At 61.4% G+C, this 18,384-nt stretch carries 15 protein-coding genes; 6 read left to right on the top strand and 9 right to left on the bottom strand.

Going from position 1 to position 18,384, the window contains the following annotated elements; all coding sequences use genetic code 11:
• Window positions 1-27: 27 nt before the first annotated feature.
• Window positions 28-705 carry a TIGR00153 family protein gene (locus ACJRW5_RS00075; protein ID WP_484568504.1) on the bottom strand — a complete coding sequence of 226 codons (678 nt, stop codon included), beginning with the start codon at window positions 703-705 and terminating at the stop codon, window positions 28-30.
• Between the two features lie 112 nt (window positions 706-817).
• On the opposite strand from ACJRW5_RS00075, the gene ACJRW5_RS00070 reads away from it, so the two are divergent.
• Window positions 818-2,182, top strand: coding sequence for a CYTH domain-containing protein (locus ACJRW5_RS00070; RefSeq protein WP_484568503.1), 1,365 nt, complete (start codon window positions 818-820; stop codon window positions 2,180-2,182).
• Between the two features lie 118 nt (window positions 2,183-2,300).
• Here the strand turns inward: ACJRW5_RS00070 and ACJRW5_RS00065 are convergent, their stop codons facing one another.
• The 8 genes from ACJRW5_RS00065 to ACJRW5_RS00030 form a co-directional block, all read right to left on the bottom strand.
• Window positions 2,301-3,170: an ABC transporter permease subunit gene (locus ACJRW5_RS00065; protein ID WP_484568502.1), complete on the bottom strand. Its 870-nt coding sequence runs from the start codon at window positions 3,168-3,170 to the stop codon at window positions 2,301-2,303.
• Window positions 3,171-3,338: 168 nt separating this feature from the next.
• Window positions 3,339-4,220 (bottom strand): ABC transporter permease subunit, encoded by an 882-nt coding sequence (locus ACJRW5_RS00060; RefSeq protein WP_484569126.1) that lies wholly within the window; start codon window positions 4,218-4,220, stop codon window positions 3,339-3,341.
• A 23-nt stretch (window positions 4,221-4,243) separates the two neighbouring features.
• The gene (gene potA, locus ACJRW5_RS00055) at window positions 4,244-5,398 is read right to left on the bottom strand and encodes a polyamine ABC transporter ATP-binding protein (RefSeq protein WP_484568501.1); all 1,155 of its coding nucleotides are present in this window, start codon (window positions 5,396-5,398) and stop codon (window positions 4,244-4,246) included.
• Between the two features lie 55 nt (window positions 5,399-5,453).
• On the bottom strand, window positions 5,454-6,545 hold the full coding sequence (locus tag ACJRW5_RS00050) for a polyamine ABC transporter substrate-binding protein (RefSeq protein WP_484568500.1): 1,092 nt from the start codon (window positions 6,543-6,545) through the stop codon (window positions 5,454-5,456).
• 68 nt (window positions 6,546-6,613) lie between these two features.
• Entirely contained in the window at window positions 6,614-7,708 is a 1,095-nt protein-coding gene (locus ACJRW5_RS00045) for a polyamine ABC transporter substrate-binding protein (RefSeq protein WP_484568499.1), read from the bottom strand.
• Between the two features lie 67 nt (window positions 7,709-7,775).
• Window positions 7,776-8,873 (bottom strand): extracellular solute-binding protein, encoded by a 1,098-nt coding sequence (locus ACJRW5_RS00040; RefSeq protein WP_484568498.1) that lies wholly within the window; start codon window positions 8,871-8,873, stop codon window positions 7,776-7,778.
• A gap of 132 nt (window positions 8,874-9,005) precedes the next feature.
• On the bottom strand, window positions 9,006-10,379 hold the full coding sequence (locus ACJRW5_RS00035) for an aspartate aminotransferase family protein (protein ID WP_484568497.1): 1,374 nt from the start codon (window positions 10,377-10,379) through the stop codon (window positions 9,006-9,008).
• A gap of 114 nt (window positions 10,380-10,493) precedes the next feature.
• A complete protein-coding gene (locus ACJRW5_RS00030; protein WP_484568496.1) occupies window positions 10,494-11,852 on the bottom strand; it encodes a glutamine synthetase family protein in 1,359 nt (452 codons plus the stop codon).
• A gap of 779 nt (window positions 11,853-12,631) precedes the next feature.
• Here ACJRW5_RS00030 and ACJRW5_RS00025 point away from each other — a divergent pair.
• The 5 genes from ACJRW5_RS00025 to aguA all read left to right on the top strand — a co-directional run bounded on the left by ACJRW5_RS00025 (window position 12,632) and on the right by aguA (window position 18,223).
• Window positions 12,632-14,011, top strand: a complete 1,380-nt coding sequence (locus tag ACJRW5_RS00025; RefSeq protein ID WP_484568495.1) for a glutamine synthetase family protein — start codon at window positions 12,632-12,634, stop codon at window positions 14,009-14,011.
• Between the two features lie 171 nt (window positions 14,012-14,182).
• Window positions 14,183-15,241, top strand: a complete 1,059-nt coding sequence (locus ACJRW5_RS00020; RefSeq protein ID WP_484568494.1) for a polyamine ABC transporter substrate-binding protein — start codon at window positions 14,183-14,185, stop codon at window positions 15,239-15,241.
• A 65-nt stretch (window positions 15,242-15,306) separates the two neighbouring features.
• Window positions 15,307-15,948, top strand: a complete 642-nt coding sequence (locus tag ACJRW5_RS00015) for a TetR/AcrR family transcriptional regulator (protein ID WP_484568493.1) — start codon at window positions 15,307-15,309, stop codon at window positions 15,946-15,948.
• A gap of 222 nt (window positions 15,949-16,170) precedes the next feature.
• Window positions 16,171-17,055, top strand: coding sequence for an N-carbamoylputrescine amidase (gene aguB / locus ACJRW5_RS00010; protein ID WP_484568492.1), 885 nt, complete (start codon window positions 16,171-16,173; stop codon window positions 17,053-17,055).
• A gap of 70 nt (window positions 17,056-17,125) precedes the next feature.
• Complete coding sequence (aguA, locus tag ACJRW5_RS00005) at window positions 17,126-18,223, top strand: agmatine deiminase (protein WP_484568491.1); 1,098 nt, start codon at window positions 17,126-17,128, stop codon at window positions 18,221-18,223.
• Window positions 18,224-18,384: the final 161 nt, after the last annotated feature.

Below are 18,384 nucleotides of genomic sequence, written 5' to 3'. Positions count from 1 at the left end.
CGTAGATCCCAGAAAGGACACTGGCGCTTAGCGCGCCAGCAGTTGTTCCAGTCGGTTGCCCACTCGTTGGGCACGGTCGGCGACATCGCCGATCCAGTCGATGATCTGATAGAGGAACATCACATCGACCGGGGGAAGGTCCTTCTCCAGCTTGAACAGGCTGCGACGAACCTCGATCTGCAGGCGATCGGTATCGTTTTCGATATTGCCGAGCTCCTCGATCAGGGTTTCCACCAGTTCGGCTTCTCGGCCGGCAAAGCCGGTTTCGAGCAGCTCATCCAGCTCGTTCATCGCCTTCAGCGCCTGGGCGCTGGCATCGACGCTACGCTGCACGTAGGTGCCCATCAGCGGCTGCAGTGCCTGCGGAATGGTCATCTGGCGGCCGAGCATCAGGCCCGCGATGTCCTTGGCACGGTTGGCGACTTTGTCCTGTACACTGAGCAGCTCCAGCAGGTCCGAGCGCGGCACCGGCAGAAACAGACTCTTGGGCAGATGCAGGCGTACGCTTTTCTTCAGCTTGTCCGCCTCGTGCTCCAGCCGGGACATCTCCTGTTGTACCTGCTCAACCCTGGTCCAGTCTTCGGCCATTACGGCCTCGAAAAAGGGCACCAGGTTCGCCGCGCACTCGTGGGCCTTGGCGATATGCTGCTGCATGGGGCCGATGGGTGAACGGCCGAACAGGCTGACAAAGGGATTGATAGGCATAGGGTAAGCCCCCGTTTTGAGAAGGCCGCAAGTATAGGGACCGGTTTCGTCATCCGCCAGCGCGCGTCATCGGTCTGTCACATTTTCATAAAAGGCTATCTAGCTCCCCACCATGGTCAAAGAAACCGAAATCAAACTGCGCGCCAGCCGCACCACCCTGGCCGCGCTACGTGAACACCCGCTGCTGAAGAAACGCAACAAGAGCGGCTGGCAACGCGTCGAACTGTTCAACCAGTACTACGACACACCGGCCCGCGACCTGGCGGGAGCCAAGGTCGCACTGCGCCTGCGCCGCGATGGCGAACAGTTCATTCAGACTTTGAAGTCGCGCGGGCAGAGCGTTGCCGGCCTGTCCGAGCGCAACGAGTGGGACTGGTACCTGAGCAAGGCCAAGCTGGACTTGAAAAAACTCGACGACAGCTGCTGGCCCGCCAGCCTGGCCGAGCTGGACAAGAAAGCCCTGCAGCCGCTGTTCACCACCGATTTCGTGCGCGAGAAGGCCGAAATCGCCTGGGGCCGGGGCAAGGCCAAGGTGGTCATCGAAGCGGCGCTGGACCTGGGCAAGGTGCTGGCCGGCGAAGGCGAAGAGGAAATCTGCGAGCTGGAACTGGAGCTGCGCCAGGGTGAGCCGGCTGCACTGCTGGAGCTGGCCTGCGAGCTGGCCGCCGACCTGCCGCTGATGCCCTGCGATATCAGCAAGGCCGAACGCGGCTACCGCCTGTTCGACTCGGGCAGTTACAGCCTGAGCCTACCTGCACCAGCGCTGAACGCCGAAATGAGCCTTGATGATGCCTTCGCCGCCCTCGCCTGGCATCTGCTCGGCGCCAGCCAGCGTCTGGCCGAGCAGTATCGCTTCAATGGTCACTGGAGCTTGCTGCAGCAGTGGCTGGAGCAACTGGTCGACCTGCGCGCTCTGCTCGCCAGCCTCGGCCAGGCCGCCCCACGCGCCAGCTCACGGGAACTGCGCGAAGCACTCGATGCCCTGCTGAGCGATTGGCGCCCACGCCTGGCAGCAGGACAAAGCGATGACAGCATGCGCCGCAACGCGCCTGCCCTGTTCGCCGCGGAGCTGGATGGCTGCCGCTGGGGCCTGCTGTCACTGAAACTGTCGTACTGGCTGCTGCAACGCAGCTGGACTGAGGCGCGTAACGCGCGTGGCGACCGCCAGGGGCATGCCGCTCTGGGCAACTGGCTGCCGACCCTGCTCGGTGAGGAAGGCACGGCGCTGCAACTGCGCCGCTACCAGCAGCAACCGGAAGACCTGGCCGAGCAGATGCCGCGCCTGGAGCGTCTGCTGGTCTGGCTGCGCCTGGCGCGTGGCGTGCTCGAAGTACCGGAGGTCGACCGCCTCTATGGCGAGCTGAGCAAGCTGCAGACACTGGCCCAACAACCACTGGACGACGAGCAACGCCAGCTGCGCATGACCCAGACGCAGGTTGTGCAGAGCCTCAAGGCCTGGAAGGCGCTGGTCAAATAATCGGTACACAGCCATGGGAGGGGCTTTAGCGGCGAGCGTGGACGTCGCGGCTAAAGCCCCTCCCACACACCCATGAAAAACGGGCCCCGCGGGGCCCGTTTTGGTTTTCAGCCTGCGCTCAGTGGGCGCTGCTTTCTGTCTGCCAGGACGGCTTGGCGGTCTCGTCCATGGCCTGCTGCAGCGCCTTCTTACGCTTTTCCTCGGCGCGCTGGCTGAAGAACCAGGCCAGGAAGGTGGCGAAGGACACCGCCAGCAGGATCAGGCTCGCGACTGCGTTGATCTCGGGTTTTACCCCCAGACGCACGGCGGAGAAGATCTCCATCGGCAGCGTGGTCGAACCAGGGCCGGAAACGAAGCTGGCCAGCACCAGGTCGTCCAGCGACAGGGCGAAGGACATCATCGCCCCCGCCGCCAGCGATGGCGCGATCATCGGCACGGTGATCAGGAAGAACACCTTCCACGGCTTGGCACCGAGGTCCATGGCCGCTTCTTCGATGGACATGTCCAACTCACGCAGACGCGACGACACCACCACCGCTACATAGGCGGAACAGAAGGTGGTGTGGGCGATCCAGATGGTGGTCATACCCCGCTGCATCGGCCAGCCGATCAACTGCGCCATCAGCACGAACAGCAGCAGCAACGACAGACCGGTGATCACCTCGGGCATCACCAGCGGCGCGGTGACCAAACCACCGAACAGGGTACGTCCCTTGAAGTGGGTGATCCGGGTCAGCACGAAGGCCGCCAACGTGCCCAGCGCCACCGCCGCGATGGCGGTGTACAGGGCGATTTCCAGCGAGCGCATCACCGAGTTCATCAACTGGGTGTTGTCGAGCAAGCCGACGTACCACTTCACCGACCAGCCACCCCAAACGGTGACCAGACGCGAGGCGTTGAACGAGTAGATGACCAGGATGACCATCGGCAGGTAGATGAATACCAGCCCCGCCCAGAGCATCAGACTGGAGAAACTGAAACGCTTCATGGGCGGCCCTCCAGTTCTTTGGCCACGCTTCTGATTAAAAAGCCGGTTGAACAGAATGACGGGCTCTTTGCGATTAGCTCAGTCATGGCCGGCCCTCCAGCTCTTTAGCCACGCTTCTGGTTAAAAAGCCGGTTGAACAGAACGACGGGCTCTTTGCGATTAGCTCAGTCATGGCCGGCCCTCCAGCTCTTTAGCCTGGTTACGGTTGAACAGAATGATGGGCACGATCAGGATCGCCAGCATCACCACCGCCAGGGCGGACGCCACCGGCCAGTCGCGGTTGTTGAAGAACTCCTGCCACAGCACCTTGCCGATCATCAGTGTCTCCGGGCCGCCAAGCAGCTCTGGGATGACGAACTCACCGACCACCGGGATGAACACCAGCATGGAGCCGGCGATGATGCCGTTCTTCGACAGCGGCACGGTGATACGCCAGAAGTTGTTGAAGTTGCTCGAACCCAGGTCGGATGCAGCCTCCAGCAGGCTGGAATCATGCTTCACCAAGTTGGCGTAGAGCGGCAGGATCATGAACGGCAAGTACGAATACACCACGCCGATATATACGGCCGTGTTGGTGTTGAGTATCTGCAGCGGCGAGTCGATCAAACCGATGCCCATCAACAGGCTGTTGAGCAGGCCGTTGTTGCCGAGGATGCCCATCCAGGCATAGACGCGGATCAGGATCGCGGTCCAGGTCGGCATCATGATCAGCAGCAGCAACACGGTCTGTTGCGACTTCGGCGCACGGGCGATGGCATAAGCCATCGGGTAGCCGATCAGCAGACACAGCAGGGTGCTGAACAGTGCGACTTTAAGCGAGCCGAGGTATGCCGACAGGTACAGGGCATCCTCGGTGAGGAAGATGTAGTTGCCGAAGTTCAGCAGCAGCGTGAGCTTGCCATCCGCCCACTCGTAGATTTCCGTATAGGGCGGGATCGCCACGTCGGCCTCGGCGAAGCTGATCTTCAGCACGATGACGAACGGCAGCAGGAAGAACAGGAACAGCCACAGGAAGGGTATGCCGATCACGGCATGCCGCCCACTGGGCAGATAGCGCGCCAGTTTGCTCATTTTCATGATTGCAGTACCACGCCGCTGTCGTCTTCCCAGTAGACCACCACCGGGTCGTCCCAGGTCGGACGCTTGCCGCGGCGCTCAGCGTTGGCAATGAAGCACTGCACGACCTGCCCGGAGGTGAGCTTGACGTAGTAGACCGAATGACCGCCGAGGTAGGCGATGTCATGCACGTGACCATGGCTCCAGTTGTAATTGGGATGCTCGTGATCATCCGGCAGAGCGGTGGCCATCAGCAGCTTTTCCGGGCGCAGGGCGTAGCTGACCTTCTTGTCCTCGGCGCGGGTGCTGACGCCGTGACCGATGTAGATCGGCTTGTCCAGTTGCGGGCAGTCGATGATCGCGTGGTCGGCCTCGTCGGTGGTGATCTGACCATCGAACAGGTTGACGTTGCCGATGAACTCGCAAACCAGCCGGCTGGTCGGCGTCTCGTAGATGTCGATCGGGCTGCCGGTCTGGGCGATCCAGCCCAGGTGCATGATGGCGATGCGCTGGGCCATGGTCATGGCCTCTTCCTGGTCATGGGTGACCATCACGCAGGTCACGCCAACGCGCTCGATGATCTCCACCAGTTCCAGCTGCATCTGCGAACGCAGCTTCTTGTCCAGCGCCCCCATGGGCTCATCGAGCAGCAGCAGTTTCGGCCGCTTGGCCAGCGAACGGGCCAGGGCCACACGCTGACGCTGACCGCCGGAGAGCTGGTGCGGCTTGCGCTTGGCGTACTGGGTCATGTGCACCAGTTTGAGCATCTCGGCCACGCGCTCGTCGATCTCGGCCTTGGGCAGCTTGTCCTGCTGCAGACCGAAGGCGATGTTCTGCGCCACGGTCATGTGCGGGAACAGTGCATAGGACTGGAACATCATGTTGATCGGCCGCTGGTACGGCGGCATGTCGGTGATGTCCACACCGTCGAGAATGATGCGCCCCTCGGTGGGCCGTTCGAAGCCCGCAAGCATGCGCAGCAACGTGGACTTGCCCGAACCCGAGCCACCCAGCAGGGCGAAGATCTCTCCCTTGTTGATGGTCAGCGATACATCGTCGACTGCGACTGTCTCGTCGAACTTCTTGGTCACCCGATCGATTTTGACCAGCACCTCTTTCGGTGTCTGATCCCCTTCGAGGGCTTTTTTGTAGGCGCTGGAGGCAACAGCCATTATTGGAAAACTCCCGGAAGATTGTGCCCGGCCCCTGCGGCCGGGCTGGAAACGATTACTGCCCCGACTTGACCTTGGTCCAGGTGCGGGTCATCAGGCGCTGCACCTTCACTGGCAATTCAGCGGAGATGTACAGCTTGTCCAGTACGGCCTGCGGCGGATACACGGACGGGTCGTTGCGAACCTCCTGATCCATGAGCTCGTCCGCCTTGATGTTGGGGTTGGCGTAACCGACGTAATCGCTGACTTCGGCGATCACTTCAGGCTCGAGGAGGAAATTGATGAATGCGTGGGCCTGCTCGACATTCGCGGCGTCGGCCGGAATGGCCATCATGTCGAACCAGAGATTGGCGCCTTCCTTGGGAATGCTGTAGGCGATCTCGATACCCTTGCCGGCTTCCTCGGCACGATCGGCAGCCTGCAGGATGTCACCGGAGAAACCTGCTGCAACGCAGATGTTGCCGTTGGCCAGGTCGCCGATGTACTTGGAGCTGTGGAAGTAGGTGACATAAGGACGCACTTCGAGCAGCTTGGCTTCGGCCTTGGCGTAATCCTCGGCCTTGGTGCTGTTGGGATCGAGGCCCAGGTAGTTGAGCATGGCCGGAATCATTTCATCGCCGGAATCGAGGAAGGCGACGCCGCACTCGCTCAGCTTCTTGATGTTCTCCGGCTCGAACAGCACGGCCCAAGAGTCGATTTCGTCGATGCCCAGCGTGGCCTTGACCTTCTCGACGTTATAGCCGATGCCGTTGGTGCCCCACAGGTAGGGCACGGAATACTGGTTGCCCGGATCGTTGGTTTCGAGCTGCTTGAGCAGCGCCGGATCGAGGTTGTCCCAGTTGCTCAGCTTGCTGCGATCGAGCGGCTGGAAGGCGCCCGCGCGGATCTGCTTGCCGAGGAAGTGATTGGAGGGCACCACCACGTCGTAGCCACTACGGCCGGCCAGCAGTTTGCCTTCGAGGGTTTCATTGGAGTCGAAGACATCGTAGACCGGTTTGATCCCGGTTTTCGCCTCGAACTTGGCCAGGGTCTCTTCGCCGATGTAATCGCTCCAGTTGTAGATGTGCACCGTAGGTTGAGCCAGGGTGGCACCACAGAAGGCGGAAGCCGCAAGGGCGATCAGAGACTTGGGCAGGGTAACTCGCACAGTTTCATCCTCGTTTTTGTGTGCCGCCCGGAAAAGGCGCGGCACTTTATAGGAAAATCTTCCGACGATCAGCGACCGCTCTTGATTCGTGTCCAGTCGCGGGTCAACCAACGCTGTACTTCACGCGAGCGTTCTTCGGCGACATAGAGTTTGGCCATGACTTGCGCGCTGGGATAAACGCCCGGGTTGTTCCGTACGTCCTCGTCGACCAGTTCGGTGGCCTTGCTGTTGGGGTTGGCGTAGGCCACGTAATCACTGATCTTGGCGATCACGTCGGGACGCAGCAGGTAGTTGATGAACGCGTGTGCCTCTTCGACGTTCTTCGAATCCTTCGGGATTGCCAGCAGGTCGGCCCACATGGCGGTGCCTTCCTTGGGAATGATGTAGGCGATCTCGTCGGTGCGACCGGCCTCTTCGGCGCGATCGGCCGCCTGCAGTACATCGCCGGAATAACCGAACGCGGCGCAGATGTTGCCGTTGGCCAGGTCGGAGATGAACTTGGAACTATGGAAATAGGTGATGTAAGGGCGCACCTTCATCATCTGCTCGTAGGCTTTCTCGTAGTCTTCACGCTTCTTGGTATGCGGCGACATGCCCAGGTAGTTGACCATCTGCGGCAGTACCTCATCGCCCGAGTCGAGCAGGGCGATACCACAGGAGGCGAGTTTCTCGGCGTACTTCGGATCGAACAGCAGCTCCCAGGAATCCAGCGGGGCGTCTTCGCCGAGCACGGCACGCGCCTTGGTCACGTTCAGGCCGATGCCATTGGTACCCCAGAGATAGGGCACCGAATATTCGTTGCCGGGATCACCCGCGGCCAGGTTCTTCATGATGGTCGGATCGAGATTGACCAGGTTGGGCAGCTTGGACTTGTCCAGCTTCATGTAGGTGCCGGCACGCACCTGCTTGGCCAGGAAGTGGTTGGTCGGCACCACCACATCGTAGCCACTCTGGCCGGTGGCCAGCTTGCCGTCGAGGGTTTCGTTGGAATCGAAAACGTCATACACCACCTTGATACCGGTTTCCTTCTCGAACTCGGCGATGGTGTCTGGCGCGATGTAGTCAGACCAGTTGTAGACTTTGACCACGCGATCGGCTGCCTGAGCTGCGGACATACCGATGACGGCGGCGATCAGGCCAGCCAGCAGGGTAGAACGACGCATAACGTTTCCTCTTCGTGCTTGTGGAGTGCCTGGCGGACGAACCCGCCAGGCGGCGTTGCTTCGTTGCTTAACGACCGGACTTGATCTTGGTCCAGCTGCGGGTCATGGTGCGCTGCACGGCAGGCGCCAGGTCCGGGAAGGTGTAGATCTTCTTCAGTACCTCAGGGGTCGGATAGACGCCCGGGTCGTTGCGCAGCGCTTCGTCCACCAGCGGCGTGGCAGCGGCGTTGCCATTGGGGAACTGCACGTAGTTGGTGATGTTGGCCATCACCGCCGGCTCCATCAGGTAGTTGAGGAAGGTGTGCGCAGCCTCGACGTTCTTGGCATCAGCCGGCACGGCCAACATGTCGAAGAAGGAACCCGCGCCCTCTTTCGGAATGTTGTAGCCAACCTCAACACCGTTCTTGGCTTCTTCGGCGCGCGCCTTGCTCTGGTAGATATCACCCGAGTAACCGATAGCGACGCAGATGTTGCCGTTGGCCAGGTCGGAGATGTACTTGGAGCTGTGGAAGTACGCCACCGAAGGACGGATGGACATAAACAGGTCTTCAGCCTTCTTCAGCTCGTCCTTGTTGCTGCTGTCCGGGGCATAGCCCAGGTAGTGCAGCGCGGCCGGCAGGATCTCGGTCGGCGAGTCGAGGAAGGAAACGCCGCAGGACTTCAGCTTTTCCATGTTCTCCGGCTTGAACACCAGGTCCCAGGAGTCGACCGGTGCGTCTTCGCCCAGCGCAGCCTTGACCTTCTCGACGTTGTAGCCGATGCCGATGGTGCCCCACATATAAGGGACCGAGTACTGGTTACCCGGATCGCTGGGCTCCAGTGCCTTGAGCAAGTCCTTGTCCAGGTTGGACCAGTTCGGCAGCTTGGACTTGTCCAGCTTCTGGAATACGCCGGCCTTGATCTGCTTGGCCAGGAAGGGGTTCGACGGCACTACGATGTCATAGCCGGAGCTGCCGGCCAGCAACTTGGCTTCCAGCACTTCGTTGCTGTCGAAGACGTCGTAGACGACCTTGATGCCGGTTTCCTTCTCGAAATTGGCCAGGGTGTCTTCGGCGATGTAATCGCTCCAGTTGTAGACATGCAGCACCTTGTCGTCAGCCTGAGCAGCGCCGGCCACGGCCGCGGTCAGGGACAACGCGAGAAGGGTCTTGCCGAATGTTTTCATGCGTACAGCTCCTGTTGTTGTGTCGGTATTCCAGAGGTCGCGCAAGCCGTTCGAATCAGGCTGGCTCACGTACTCTGGCGCAGTCTGGCAAGGTCATGGCACCGCTGACAACTTTCCGTGACTGCGGCTTTTTCAGACCGACAGATCACGCAAAGTCAGATCCAGGCACTTGCGTGCTTTTTCCACCAGTTCGTCCACTTCCACCTGGCTGATCACCAGCGGCGGCGCGATGATCATGGTGTCGCCCACAGCGCGCATGATCAGACCGTTATTAAAGCAGTGGCCGCGGCAGATCATGCCCGCCGCCTTGTCACCCGGGTAACGTTGGCGCGTCGCCTTGTCCTGCACCAATTCGATGGCCCCGAGCATGCCGAGACCGCGCACTTCGCCCACCAGCGGGTGATCCGCCAGCTCACGCAGACGTTTCTGCAAATACGGTGCCGTTTCTGCCTTGACCCGCTCGACGACGCCTTCTTCCTTGAGAATGCGCAGGTTCTCCAGGCCCACCGCCGCCGCCACCGGATGCCCGGAATAGGTGAAGCCGTGGTTGAAGTCGCCATGCGCCTCGATGGCCTCGAGCACCTTGTCGCTGACGATCAGCCCGCCCATCGGCACGTAGCCGCTGGTCAGCCCTTTGGCGATGGTCATCAGATCCGGCTTGAGGCCGTAGTACTGGCTGCCGAACCACTCGCCGGTGCGGCCGAAGCCGCAGATCACTTCGTCAGCAACGAAGAGGATGTCGTACTTGGCGAGGATTTCCTTGATCCGCGGCCAGTAGCTATCCGGCGGAATGATCACACCACCGGCGCCCTGCACCGGCTCGGCAATGAACGCGGCGACCTTGTCTTCACCCAGTTCGAGAATCTTCTTCTCAAGCTGGTCGGCGGCCCAGATACCGAACGCTTCCGGCGACTGCTCGCCACCCTCGCCGAACCAATATGGCTGCGGGATATGGGCAATGCCGGGGATCGGCAGGTCACCCTGCTCGTGCATGAATTTCATGCCGCCGAGGCTGGCGCCGGCCACGGTGGAGCCGTGATAGCCATTCTCGCGGCCGATGATGATCTTCTTCGCAGGCTGTCCCTTGCATGCCCAGTAGTGGCGCACCAGGCGCAGCATGGTGTCGTTGCCCTCGGAACCCGAACCGGTGAAGAACACGTGATTCATGCCGGCCGGCGCCAGCTGGGAAATGGCATGCGCAAGCTCCAGCACCGGCGGGTGGGCGGTCTGGAAGAAAGTGTTGTAGAACGGCAGCTGACGCATCTGCGCAGCGGCAGCTTCGACCAACTCCTCACGGCCATAACCGACCGCCACGCACCACAGCCCGGCCATGCCATCGAGAATCTTGTGTCCCTCACTGTCCCACAGGTGCACACCCTTGCCCTCGGTGATGATGCGCGGGCCATTCTCGGCCAGCTGCTTGTAGTCACTGAACGGCGCCAGATGGTGGGCCTGGCTCAGGGCCTGCCACTGAGCGGTCTTGGGGTTCTTGGCTTGCTGGTTCATCACAACACCTTCTTTGTGCGGGCCGCTCGGGCGGCCTGCGGAAATCCGTTGAATCGTGGCAGGCGCCGTCGCGAACGGGACGCCTGCCACCGAGCCATCAGCGGCTCTGCATCGTCACACCGACAGCAACAGGAACTCGCGCTCCCAGGAACTGATCACACGCTTGAAGTTCTCGTGCTCGGCGCGCTTGACCGCGACGTAGCCGCGGATGAACTTCTCGCCGAGGAATTTCTCGGCGTCCTTGCACGCTTCCATACGCTCCAGCGCACTCTCGATGGTCACCGGCAGACGCAGGTTGCGCCGCTCGTAACCACGACCTTTTACCGGCGCGCCGGGATTCACACCGCCCACCATGCCCATGTAACCGCACAGCAGGGTGGCCGCCAGCACCAGATAGGGGTTGGCGTCGGCGCCAGCCAGACGGTTCTCCACACGGCGATTCTGCGGGCTGGCCTCTGGTACGCGCAGGCCCACGGTACGGTTCTCCTCGCCCCACTCCACGTTCACCGGCGCCGAGGTATCGGGCAGGAAGCGGCGGAACGAGTTGACGTTAGGGGCGAACAGCGGCAGCAGTTCGGGGATGTATTTCTGCAAACCGCCGATGTGGTGCAGGAACAGCTCGCTCATCGTCCCGTCTTCATTGGAGAAGATGTTCTTGCCGGTCTTGATGTCCACCACGCTTTGGTGGATGTGCATGGCGCTGCCCGGCTCGTCGGTGATCGGCTTGGCCATGAAGGTTGCGGCCACATCGTGCTTGAGCGCCGCCTCACGCATGGTGCGTTTGAACACCAGAATCTGGTCGGCCAGGTGCAGGGCATCGCCGTGACGGAAGTTGATTTCCATCTGCGCCGGCCCTTCCTCGTGGATCAGAGTGTCCAGGTCCAGGCCCTGCAGCTCGCACCAGTCGTACATGTCTTCGAACAGCGGATCGAACTCGTTCGCCGCGTCGATAGAGAAGCTCTGACGCCCGGTTTCCGGGCGGCCGGAGCGACCAACCGGCGCCTCCAGCGGGAAGTCCGGGTCGCTGCTGCGCTTGGTCAGGTAGAACTCCATTTCCGGCGCAACGATGGGCTTCCAGCCTTTGCCTTCGTACATCTGCAACACCTTCTTGAGGATGTTGCGCGGCGACAGCTCGATGGGGTTGCCCTGCTTGTCGAAGGTGTCGTGGATCACCATCGCGGTGGGCTCGATGGCCCAGGGCACGACGAAGACCGCATTCGGGTCGGGACGGCAGAACATGTCGATGTCCGCCTCGTCCAGCAGGTCGTAGTAGATATCGTCCTCGACGTAGTCGCCGGTCACGGTCTGCAGCAGCACGCTCTCGGGGAGGCGCATGCCCTTCTCGTCAAGGAACTTGTTGGTCGGCGAGATCTTGCCGCGGGCAATGCCGGTCAGGTCACTGATCAGGCATTCGACTTCGGTGATTTTGCGTTCTTTCAGCCAGCTCGTGAGCTGGTCTAACTTGGTACTCATAGAGACCTCAGGGTTGTAGAACCAACCAGGTTTATAGTCGGTCCAGCGTTGCCCCGCCCTCTCCCTGCAAGCCTCACCAAAGGCCTGAAAGAAGGCGAGATATTCGTGTGGATGCTACTAGGGGTACCGCACCTCCGGCATCTGGCTTTTCGCTTTGGCGCAAGAAAACAATGTGCCCTTATCAAGTGACGCTGATGCGTCTATCTCGCGGCGAATCGCAAGATGACCGGCAGACACGAAGCACTTGAACGCTGCAGAACACGGGCCAAAGAGGACGCGGTGCAGCGATATGCCACATGCTGCGCTATGGTGCCGGGTATGAAGAGTGCGATACGCCTGACGGCGTAGAGCTGCTGACGCTGGAATTGAAGAGAAGGGACGCTGAAGCGTCTCACGGCCAACCCAAACGAAGAGAAGGGTTGCCCCGAACTGAAGGAAAGTGACCGTCGCGTGGACGATGGCTCTGAGAAAAGCGCTGACGCCGATAGCCGGCAGGCGGAACATGGGACACCCGTATTATTGCTGTTATGGGTTTCAACCGAGCTTAGCCTTGTTCATTTTTTTACACAATAGGCCTGTAAAAAATTGAACACACCCCACTGAGCACCCTGAAAGATCGGCGTTCCAGCCACCCATAACGGCCTTGAAATGCCCCAAAAATGGCCATCACGCCCCAGAAGAGAGCATGACTGGGCCAGCTTGACAGTAAAGTGCGTTTCGGATTGACTCACACCCATGCAGTTGCATGATTGATATTTTTAACAAAAAGGTGTTGCATCATGTCGGTACCCCCGCGTGCCGTTCAGCTTAACGAAGCGAACGCGTTCCTTAAGGAACATCCTGAGGTCCAGTTCGTCGACCTTCTTATTGCAGATATGAACGGTGTGGTGCGCGGCAAGCGCATCGACCGTAACGCCCTCCATAAGGTGTACGAGAAAGGCATCAACCTGCCGGCCTCGCTCTTCGCTCTCGACATCAATGGCGCCACCGTCGAAAGCACCGGCCTCGGCCTGGACATCGGCGATGCCGACCGTATCTGCTTCCCCATCCCCAATACCCTGTGCAACGAGCCCTGGCAGAAGCGCCCTACCGCGCAACTGCTGATGACCATGCACGAGCTGGACGGCACGCCTTTCTTCGCCGACCCGCGCGAGGTATTGCGCCAGGTGGTACAGAAGTTCGACGAACTGGGCCTGCGTATCTGCGCAGCCTTCGAACTGGAGTTCTACCTGATCGACCAGGAGAACGTGAACGGTCGCCCGCAGCCGCCGCGCTCACCGATCTCCGGCAAGCGCCCGCATTCCACCCAGGTCTACCTGATCGACGACCTCGACGAATACGTCGACTGCCTGCAGGACATGCTCGAAGCCGCCAAGGAGCAGGACCTGCCCGCTGACGCCATCGTCAAGGAAAGTGCGCCAGCGCAGTTCGAGGTCAACCTGCACCACGTCGAGGACGCCATCAAGGCGTGCGACTACGCATTGCTGCTCAAGCGCCTGATCAAGAACATCGCCTATGACCATGAGATGGACTCCACCTTCATGGCCAAGCCCTATCCGGGCCAGGCGGGCAACGGCCTGCACGTGCACATCTCGCTGCTGGACAAGAAGACCGGGCAAAACATCTTCGCCGCGGACAACCCGCTGGAGAACACCTCGCTGCGCCACGCTGTCGGCGGCATTCTCGACACCATGGCCGCATCGATGGCCTTCCTGTGCCCCAACGTCAACTCCTACCGCCGCTTCGGCGCGCAGTTCTACGTACCCAACGCACCGAGCTGGGCACTGGACAATCGCACCGTGGCCGTGCGCGTACCGACCGGCAGCGCCGATGCGGTACGCATCGAACACCGCGTGGCCGGCGCCGACGCCAACCCCTACCTGATGCTGGCCTCGATTCTCGCCGGTATTCACCACGGCCTGACCAACCAGATCGAGCCGGGCGAGCCGATCGAAGGCAACGCCTACGATCAGCTCGAACCCAGCCTGCCGAACAACCTGCGCGATGCCCTGCGCGAGCTGGACGACAGCGAAGTGTTGAACAAGTACATCGACCCGAAGTACATCGACATCTTCGTCGCCTGCAAGGAAGCCGAGCTGCAGGAGTTCGAGACCACCATTTCCGATCTCGAGTACAACTGGTACCTGCATACCGTGTAACACCCCGGAAAGCCGGCCACAGAGCCGGCTTCTGTTTGCCTGCTGACTGCCTGCTCCGACGCGTCGCGTCGGGGCCAGCGGTTCGCCACTGGGCGACTCCGCTGACATGAATCAACCGCCGCCGGCCATCGCCGCCGGATACTGTTGCCTTCATCCATCAGGGAGCTACTCATGCAACGCGCACTTGCCGCCGTCCTGCTTGGCCTCGTTTCAGGCCTGGCGCAGGCCGCCGACAGCATCCGTGTCTACAACTGGAACGATTACATCGCACCGCAGGTGCTGGAAAACTTCACCCGCGACACCGGCATCGAAGTGGAGTACCACACCTTCGCCAGTGCCGAAGAGCTGAATGCCGCTCTGGATAGCGGCCAGCCCATCGACATTGCGGTTCCCTCGCACAATGAACTGCCTGCGCTGATTGCCAGCGGTCGTATCCAGCCACTGAATTTCAACCTGCTTCCCAACCGCAGCCATCTGGACAAACAACTGCTCAGCAAGCTGGCTGCAGTCGATCCGCAAAACCGGCACGCGGTGCCCTATCTCTGGGGCGCGGTCGGCCTGGCGATCAATACGCCGCAGGCCGAGGCTGCCTATGGCGGGCCATTACCGGATAGCTGGAGCCTGCTGTTCGACACCGAGAAAAGCGCACGCCTGGCCAGTTGCGGCATCAGCGTGCTCGACGCGGCGGATGAGACGCTGTCGCTGCTGCTCAACTACCAGGGACGCAGCCTCGCACGCAGCGCGCCCAGCCGGGTCGAACGCGCCGGCGGCGTGCTCGAAGCCTTGCGCCCGAACTTGCGCTACGTCGACAGCGAGCGCTATATCGACGACCTCAACAGCGGCCAGCTGTGCCTGGCCATGGCCTGGGTCGGCGACGCCCTGGCAGCGGCTCAGGCCGGCCAGCCCGTCCGTTTCGTGGTGCCGGACGAAGGCTCGGTGCTGTTCATCGACAACCTGGTGATCCCCGCCAGCGCCAGTCACCCGGAGCTGGCCCATCGCTTCATCGACTACCTGATGCAACCGCAGGTGATTGCCCAGATCACCGCCGAAACTCTCTACCCCAACGGCAATGAGGATTCGGCGCAGTTCATCGATAACGCCCTGCTCGAGCAACCAGGTCTTTATCCGGACCAGAACACCAAACGTCGCCTGTATCCGCTGGAGGTGCTTTCCGACAAGCATGCGCAGGCTCGCGACCAGGTCTGGCAGCGTTTTCGCACAGGTACCTGAACAGGCGCTTGCCTCATCGGCGCCGGCTGACGTCCAATAGCGCCTCGTCCACCGAGGAGCCCGTCATGTCGCGCCCCGCCAGCACCCGCAAGCCGCGCGCCAGCAGCCAGGCACGCATCGCCGGCATCCTCGCCTCGGCCCGCGAGTTGCTGGCCGAACACGGCATGGCCAATCTGTCGATCTACACGGTGGCCGAGCACGCGGGAATCCCCCCCTCGTCGGTCTACCATTTCTTCGCCAGTGTGCCAGCGCTGCTCGAGGGCCTGACCACCGACGTGCATGCGGCGTTTCGCGCCTGCCTGCTGGAGCCAGTCGAGCATGCTGCGCTCAACGGCTGGCATGACCTGTCGCGCATCGTCGAACAGCGCATGCTGGCCATCTACGCCCGCGACGCGGCGGCACGCCAGTTGATCCTCGCCCAACATGGTCTGGCCGAAGTGACCCAGGCGGATCACCAGCACGACATCGAACTGGGGCGCCTGATGCAGACCCTGTTCGACCGTCACTTCCCCTTGCCCCAATTGCCGACGGATATCGACGTATTCGCCCTGGCTATGGAGCTTGGCGACCGCGTCTATGCCCGCTCGGTGCAGTTGCATGGCGCAATCACACCGCGCCTGGCCGAGGAAGGCATGCGCGTGTTCGATGCCTACCTAGGCCTTTATCTGCCAGCCGCCCTGCCGAAACGAGCGACCCCGCTCGACTGACCCGAATCGCCGCGCGCAGCCGCCTGCCGAAGTGCCGGCCTGAGGCTGGCCGCTCGATATCAATCGATAAAAATCGAAAAATATCCACTCGGATTAACTCCTCGACCTTCTAATATCGATATTTATCGGATATAAATCGATCGTCAGCCTTGGTCGATCTCTCGCCATGGCACTCCGCAGAAGACTGACCGCCCGGCCACGCCGGATCACAAGAGGTGCTTCATGTCCCGTATCGTTACCGTCGCCGCGACCCAGATGGCCTGCTCCTGGGATACCAGCGCGAACATCGCCAACGCCGAAAAGCTGGTACGCCAGGCGGCCGCTCAAGGTGCGCAGATCATCCTGATTCAGGAGCTGTTCGAGACGCCCTACTTCTGCCAGAAGCCCAATGCCGACTACACCCAGCTAGCCACCACAGTGGACGAGAACCCGGCCATCGCGCATTTCAGCAAGGTCGCGGCAGAGCTCAAGGTGGTGCTACCGATCAGCTTCTTCGAGCGCGCCGGGCGAGCGCGTTTCAACAGCATCGCCATCATCGATGCCGACGGCAGCAATCTCGGGATTTATCGGAAAAGCCATATCCCGGATGGCCCCGGCTATCACGAGAAGTACTACTTCAACCCCGGCGACAGCGGTTTCAAGGTCTGGAACACCGCCTACGCCCGTATCGGCGTCGGTATCTGCTGGGATCAGTGGTTTCCCGAATGCGCGCGCAGCATGGCGCTGATGGGCGCCGAGATTCTGTTTTACCCCACGGCCATTGGCAGTGAACCGCATGACCCGAACATCAGCTCGCGCGACCACTGGCAGCGTGTTCAGCAGGGCCATGCCGGTGCCAACCTGATGCCACTGGTGGCCAGCAACCGCATCGGCCGCGAAGAGCAGGACGGCTACGACATCACCTTCTACGGCAGTTCGTTCATCGCCGACCAGCACGGCAAGAAAGTCGAAGAACTGAATCAGAGCGAGGAAGGCATCCTGCTGCACAGCTTCGACCTGGACGAACTGGAGAAAGTGCGCACGGCCTGGGGTGTGTTCCGCGACCGCCGGCCGAACCTATACTGGCCGCTATCCACGCTCGACGGTGAAACACCCTCGATCCCGTAGGGTGCGCTGTGCGCACCTAGCCCTCCAAACACTTTGCCGGTGCGCATGGCGCACCCTACGGAAGCGAAATATGACCACCCTGACCACCACTCCACGCGCCGATGGCTTTCGCATGCCGGCAGAATGGGAAGACCACAGCCAGACCTGGATGGTCTGGCCCGAGCGCCCGGACAACTGGCGTAACGGCGGCAAGCCGGCGCAGGCAGCCTTCACCGCTGTGGCCAAGGCCATTGCCCAATTCGAGCCGGTGACCGTCTGCGTGTCTGCGGCGCAGTATGAGAACGCCCGCGCGCGCCTGGACGACGCCAACATCCGTGTGGTGGAAATCACCACCGACGACGCCTGGGTGCGCGACACCGGTCCGACCTTCGTCACCAGCGCCAGCGGCGAAGTGCGCGGCGTGGACTGGGGCTTCAATGCCTGGGGCGGTTTCGACGGTGGCCTGTACTGGCCGTGGCAGCGTGACGACCAGGTCGCGCGCAAGATTCTCGAGATCGAAGGCTGCAAACGCTACCGCACCGAGGGTTTCGTGCTGGAAGGCGGTTCCATCCACGTCGATGGCGAAGGTACCCTGGTCACCACCGAAGAGTGCCTGCTGAACAGGAATCGCAACCCGCACCTGTCACGCGAAGAGATCGAAAACGTATTGCGCGATCACCTGGCCATCGACAAAGTGATCTGGTTACCGGACGGTCTGTACAACGACGAGACCGACGGCCACGTCGACAATTTCTGCTGCTACGTGCGCCCGGGCGAGGTACTGCTGGCCTGGACCGACGATGAGAACGACCCCAACTACCCGCGCTGCCAGGCCGCCATGCGCGTGCTGGAAGGCGCACGCGATGCCAAGGGCCGTCAGCTGATCGTGCACAAGATGCCGATTCCCGGGCCACTGCACGCCACCGAAGAAGAGTGCGCTGGCGTCGACATGGCCGATGGCAGCCAGGAGCGTGATCCGTCGATCCGCCTGGCCGGCTCCTACGTCAACTTCCTCATCGTCAATGGCGGCATCGTCGCGCCGAGTTTCGACGACGCCAAGGACGAGGAAGCCCGCGCCATCCTGCAACGCATCTTCCCCGAGCACCGGGTGGTGATGGTCCCGGGACGCGAGATTCTCCTGGGCGGCGGCAACATCCACTGCATCACCCAGCAACAGCCGAAAGGCTGAGCAGCGCAAGGCGCACAACGCGAAGCTCGTCCACCAAAGGTGGGTACCTAGCTTCCGGCAATGGCGGATGAAAACAGCGTTATCCACCCCACACACGAAAACGCCCGGCACAGGCCGTAATGCTGTTCACATAAGAAGTGGTCGGACGCGATTAGTCCCCT

It is taken from the genome of Pseudomonas pichavaramensis (genome assembly GCF_050473265.1).
Taxonomy (GTDB): Bacteria; Pseudomonadota; Gammaproteobacteria; order Pseudomonadales; family Pseudomonadaceae; genus Aquipseudomonas.
Note: the sequence above shows the minus strand (reverse complement) of the source record. Positions and strands in the feature narration are given on the sequence as shown.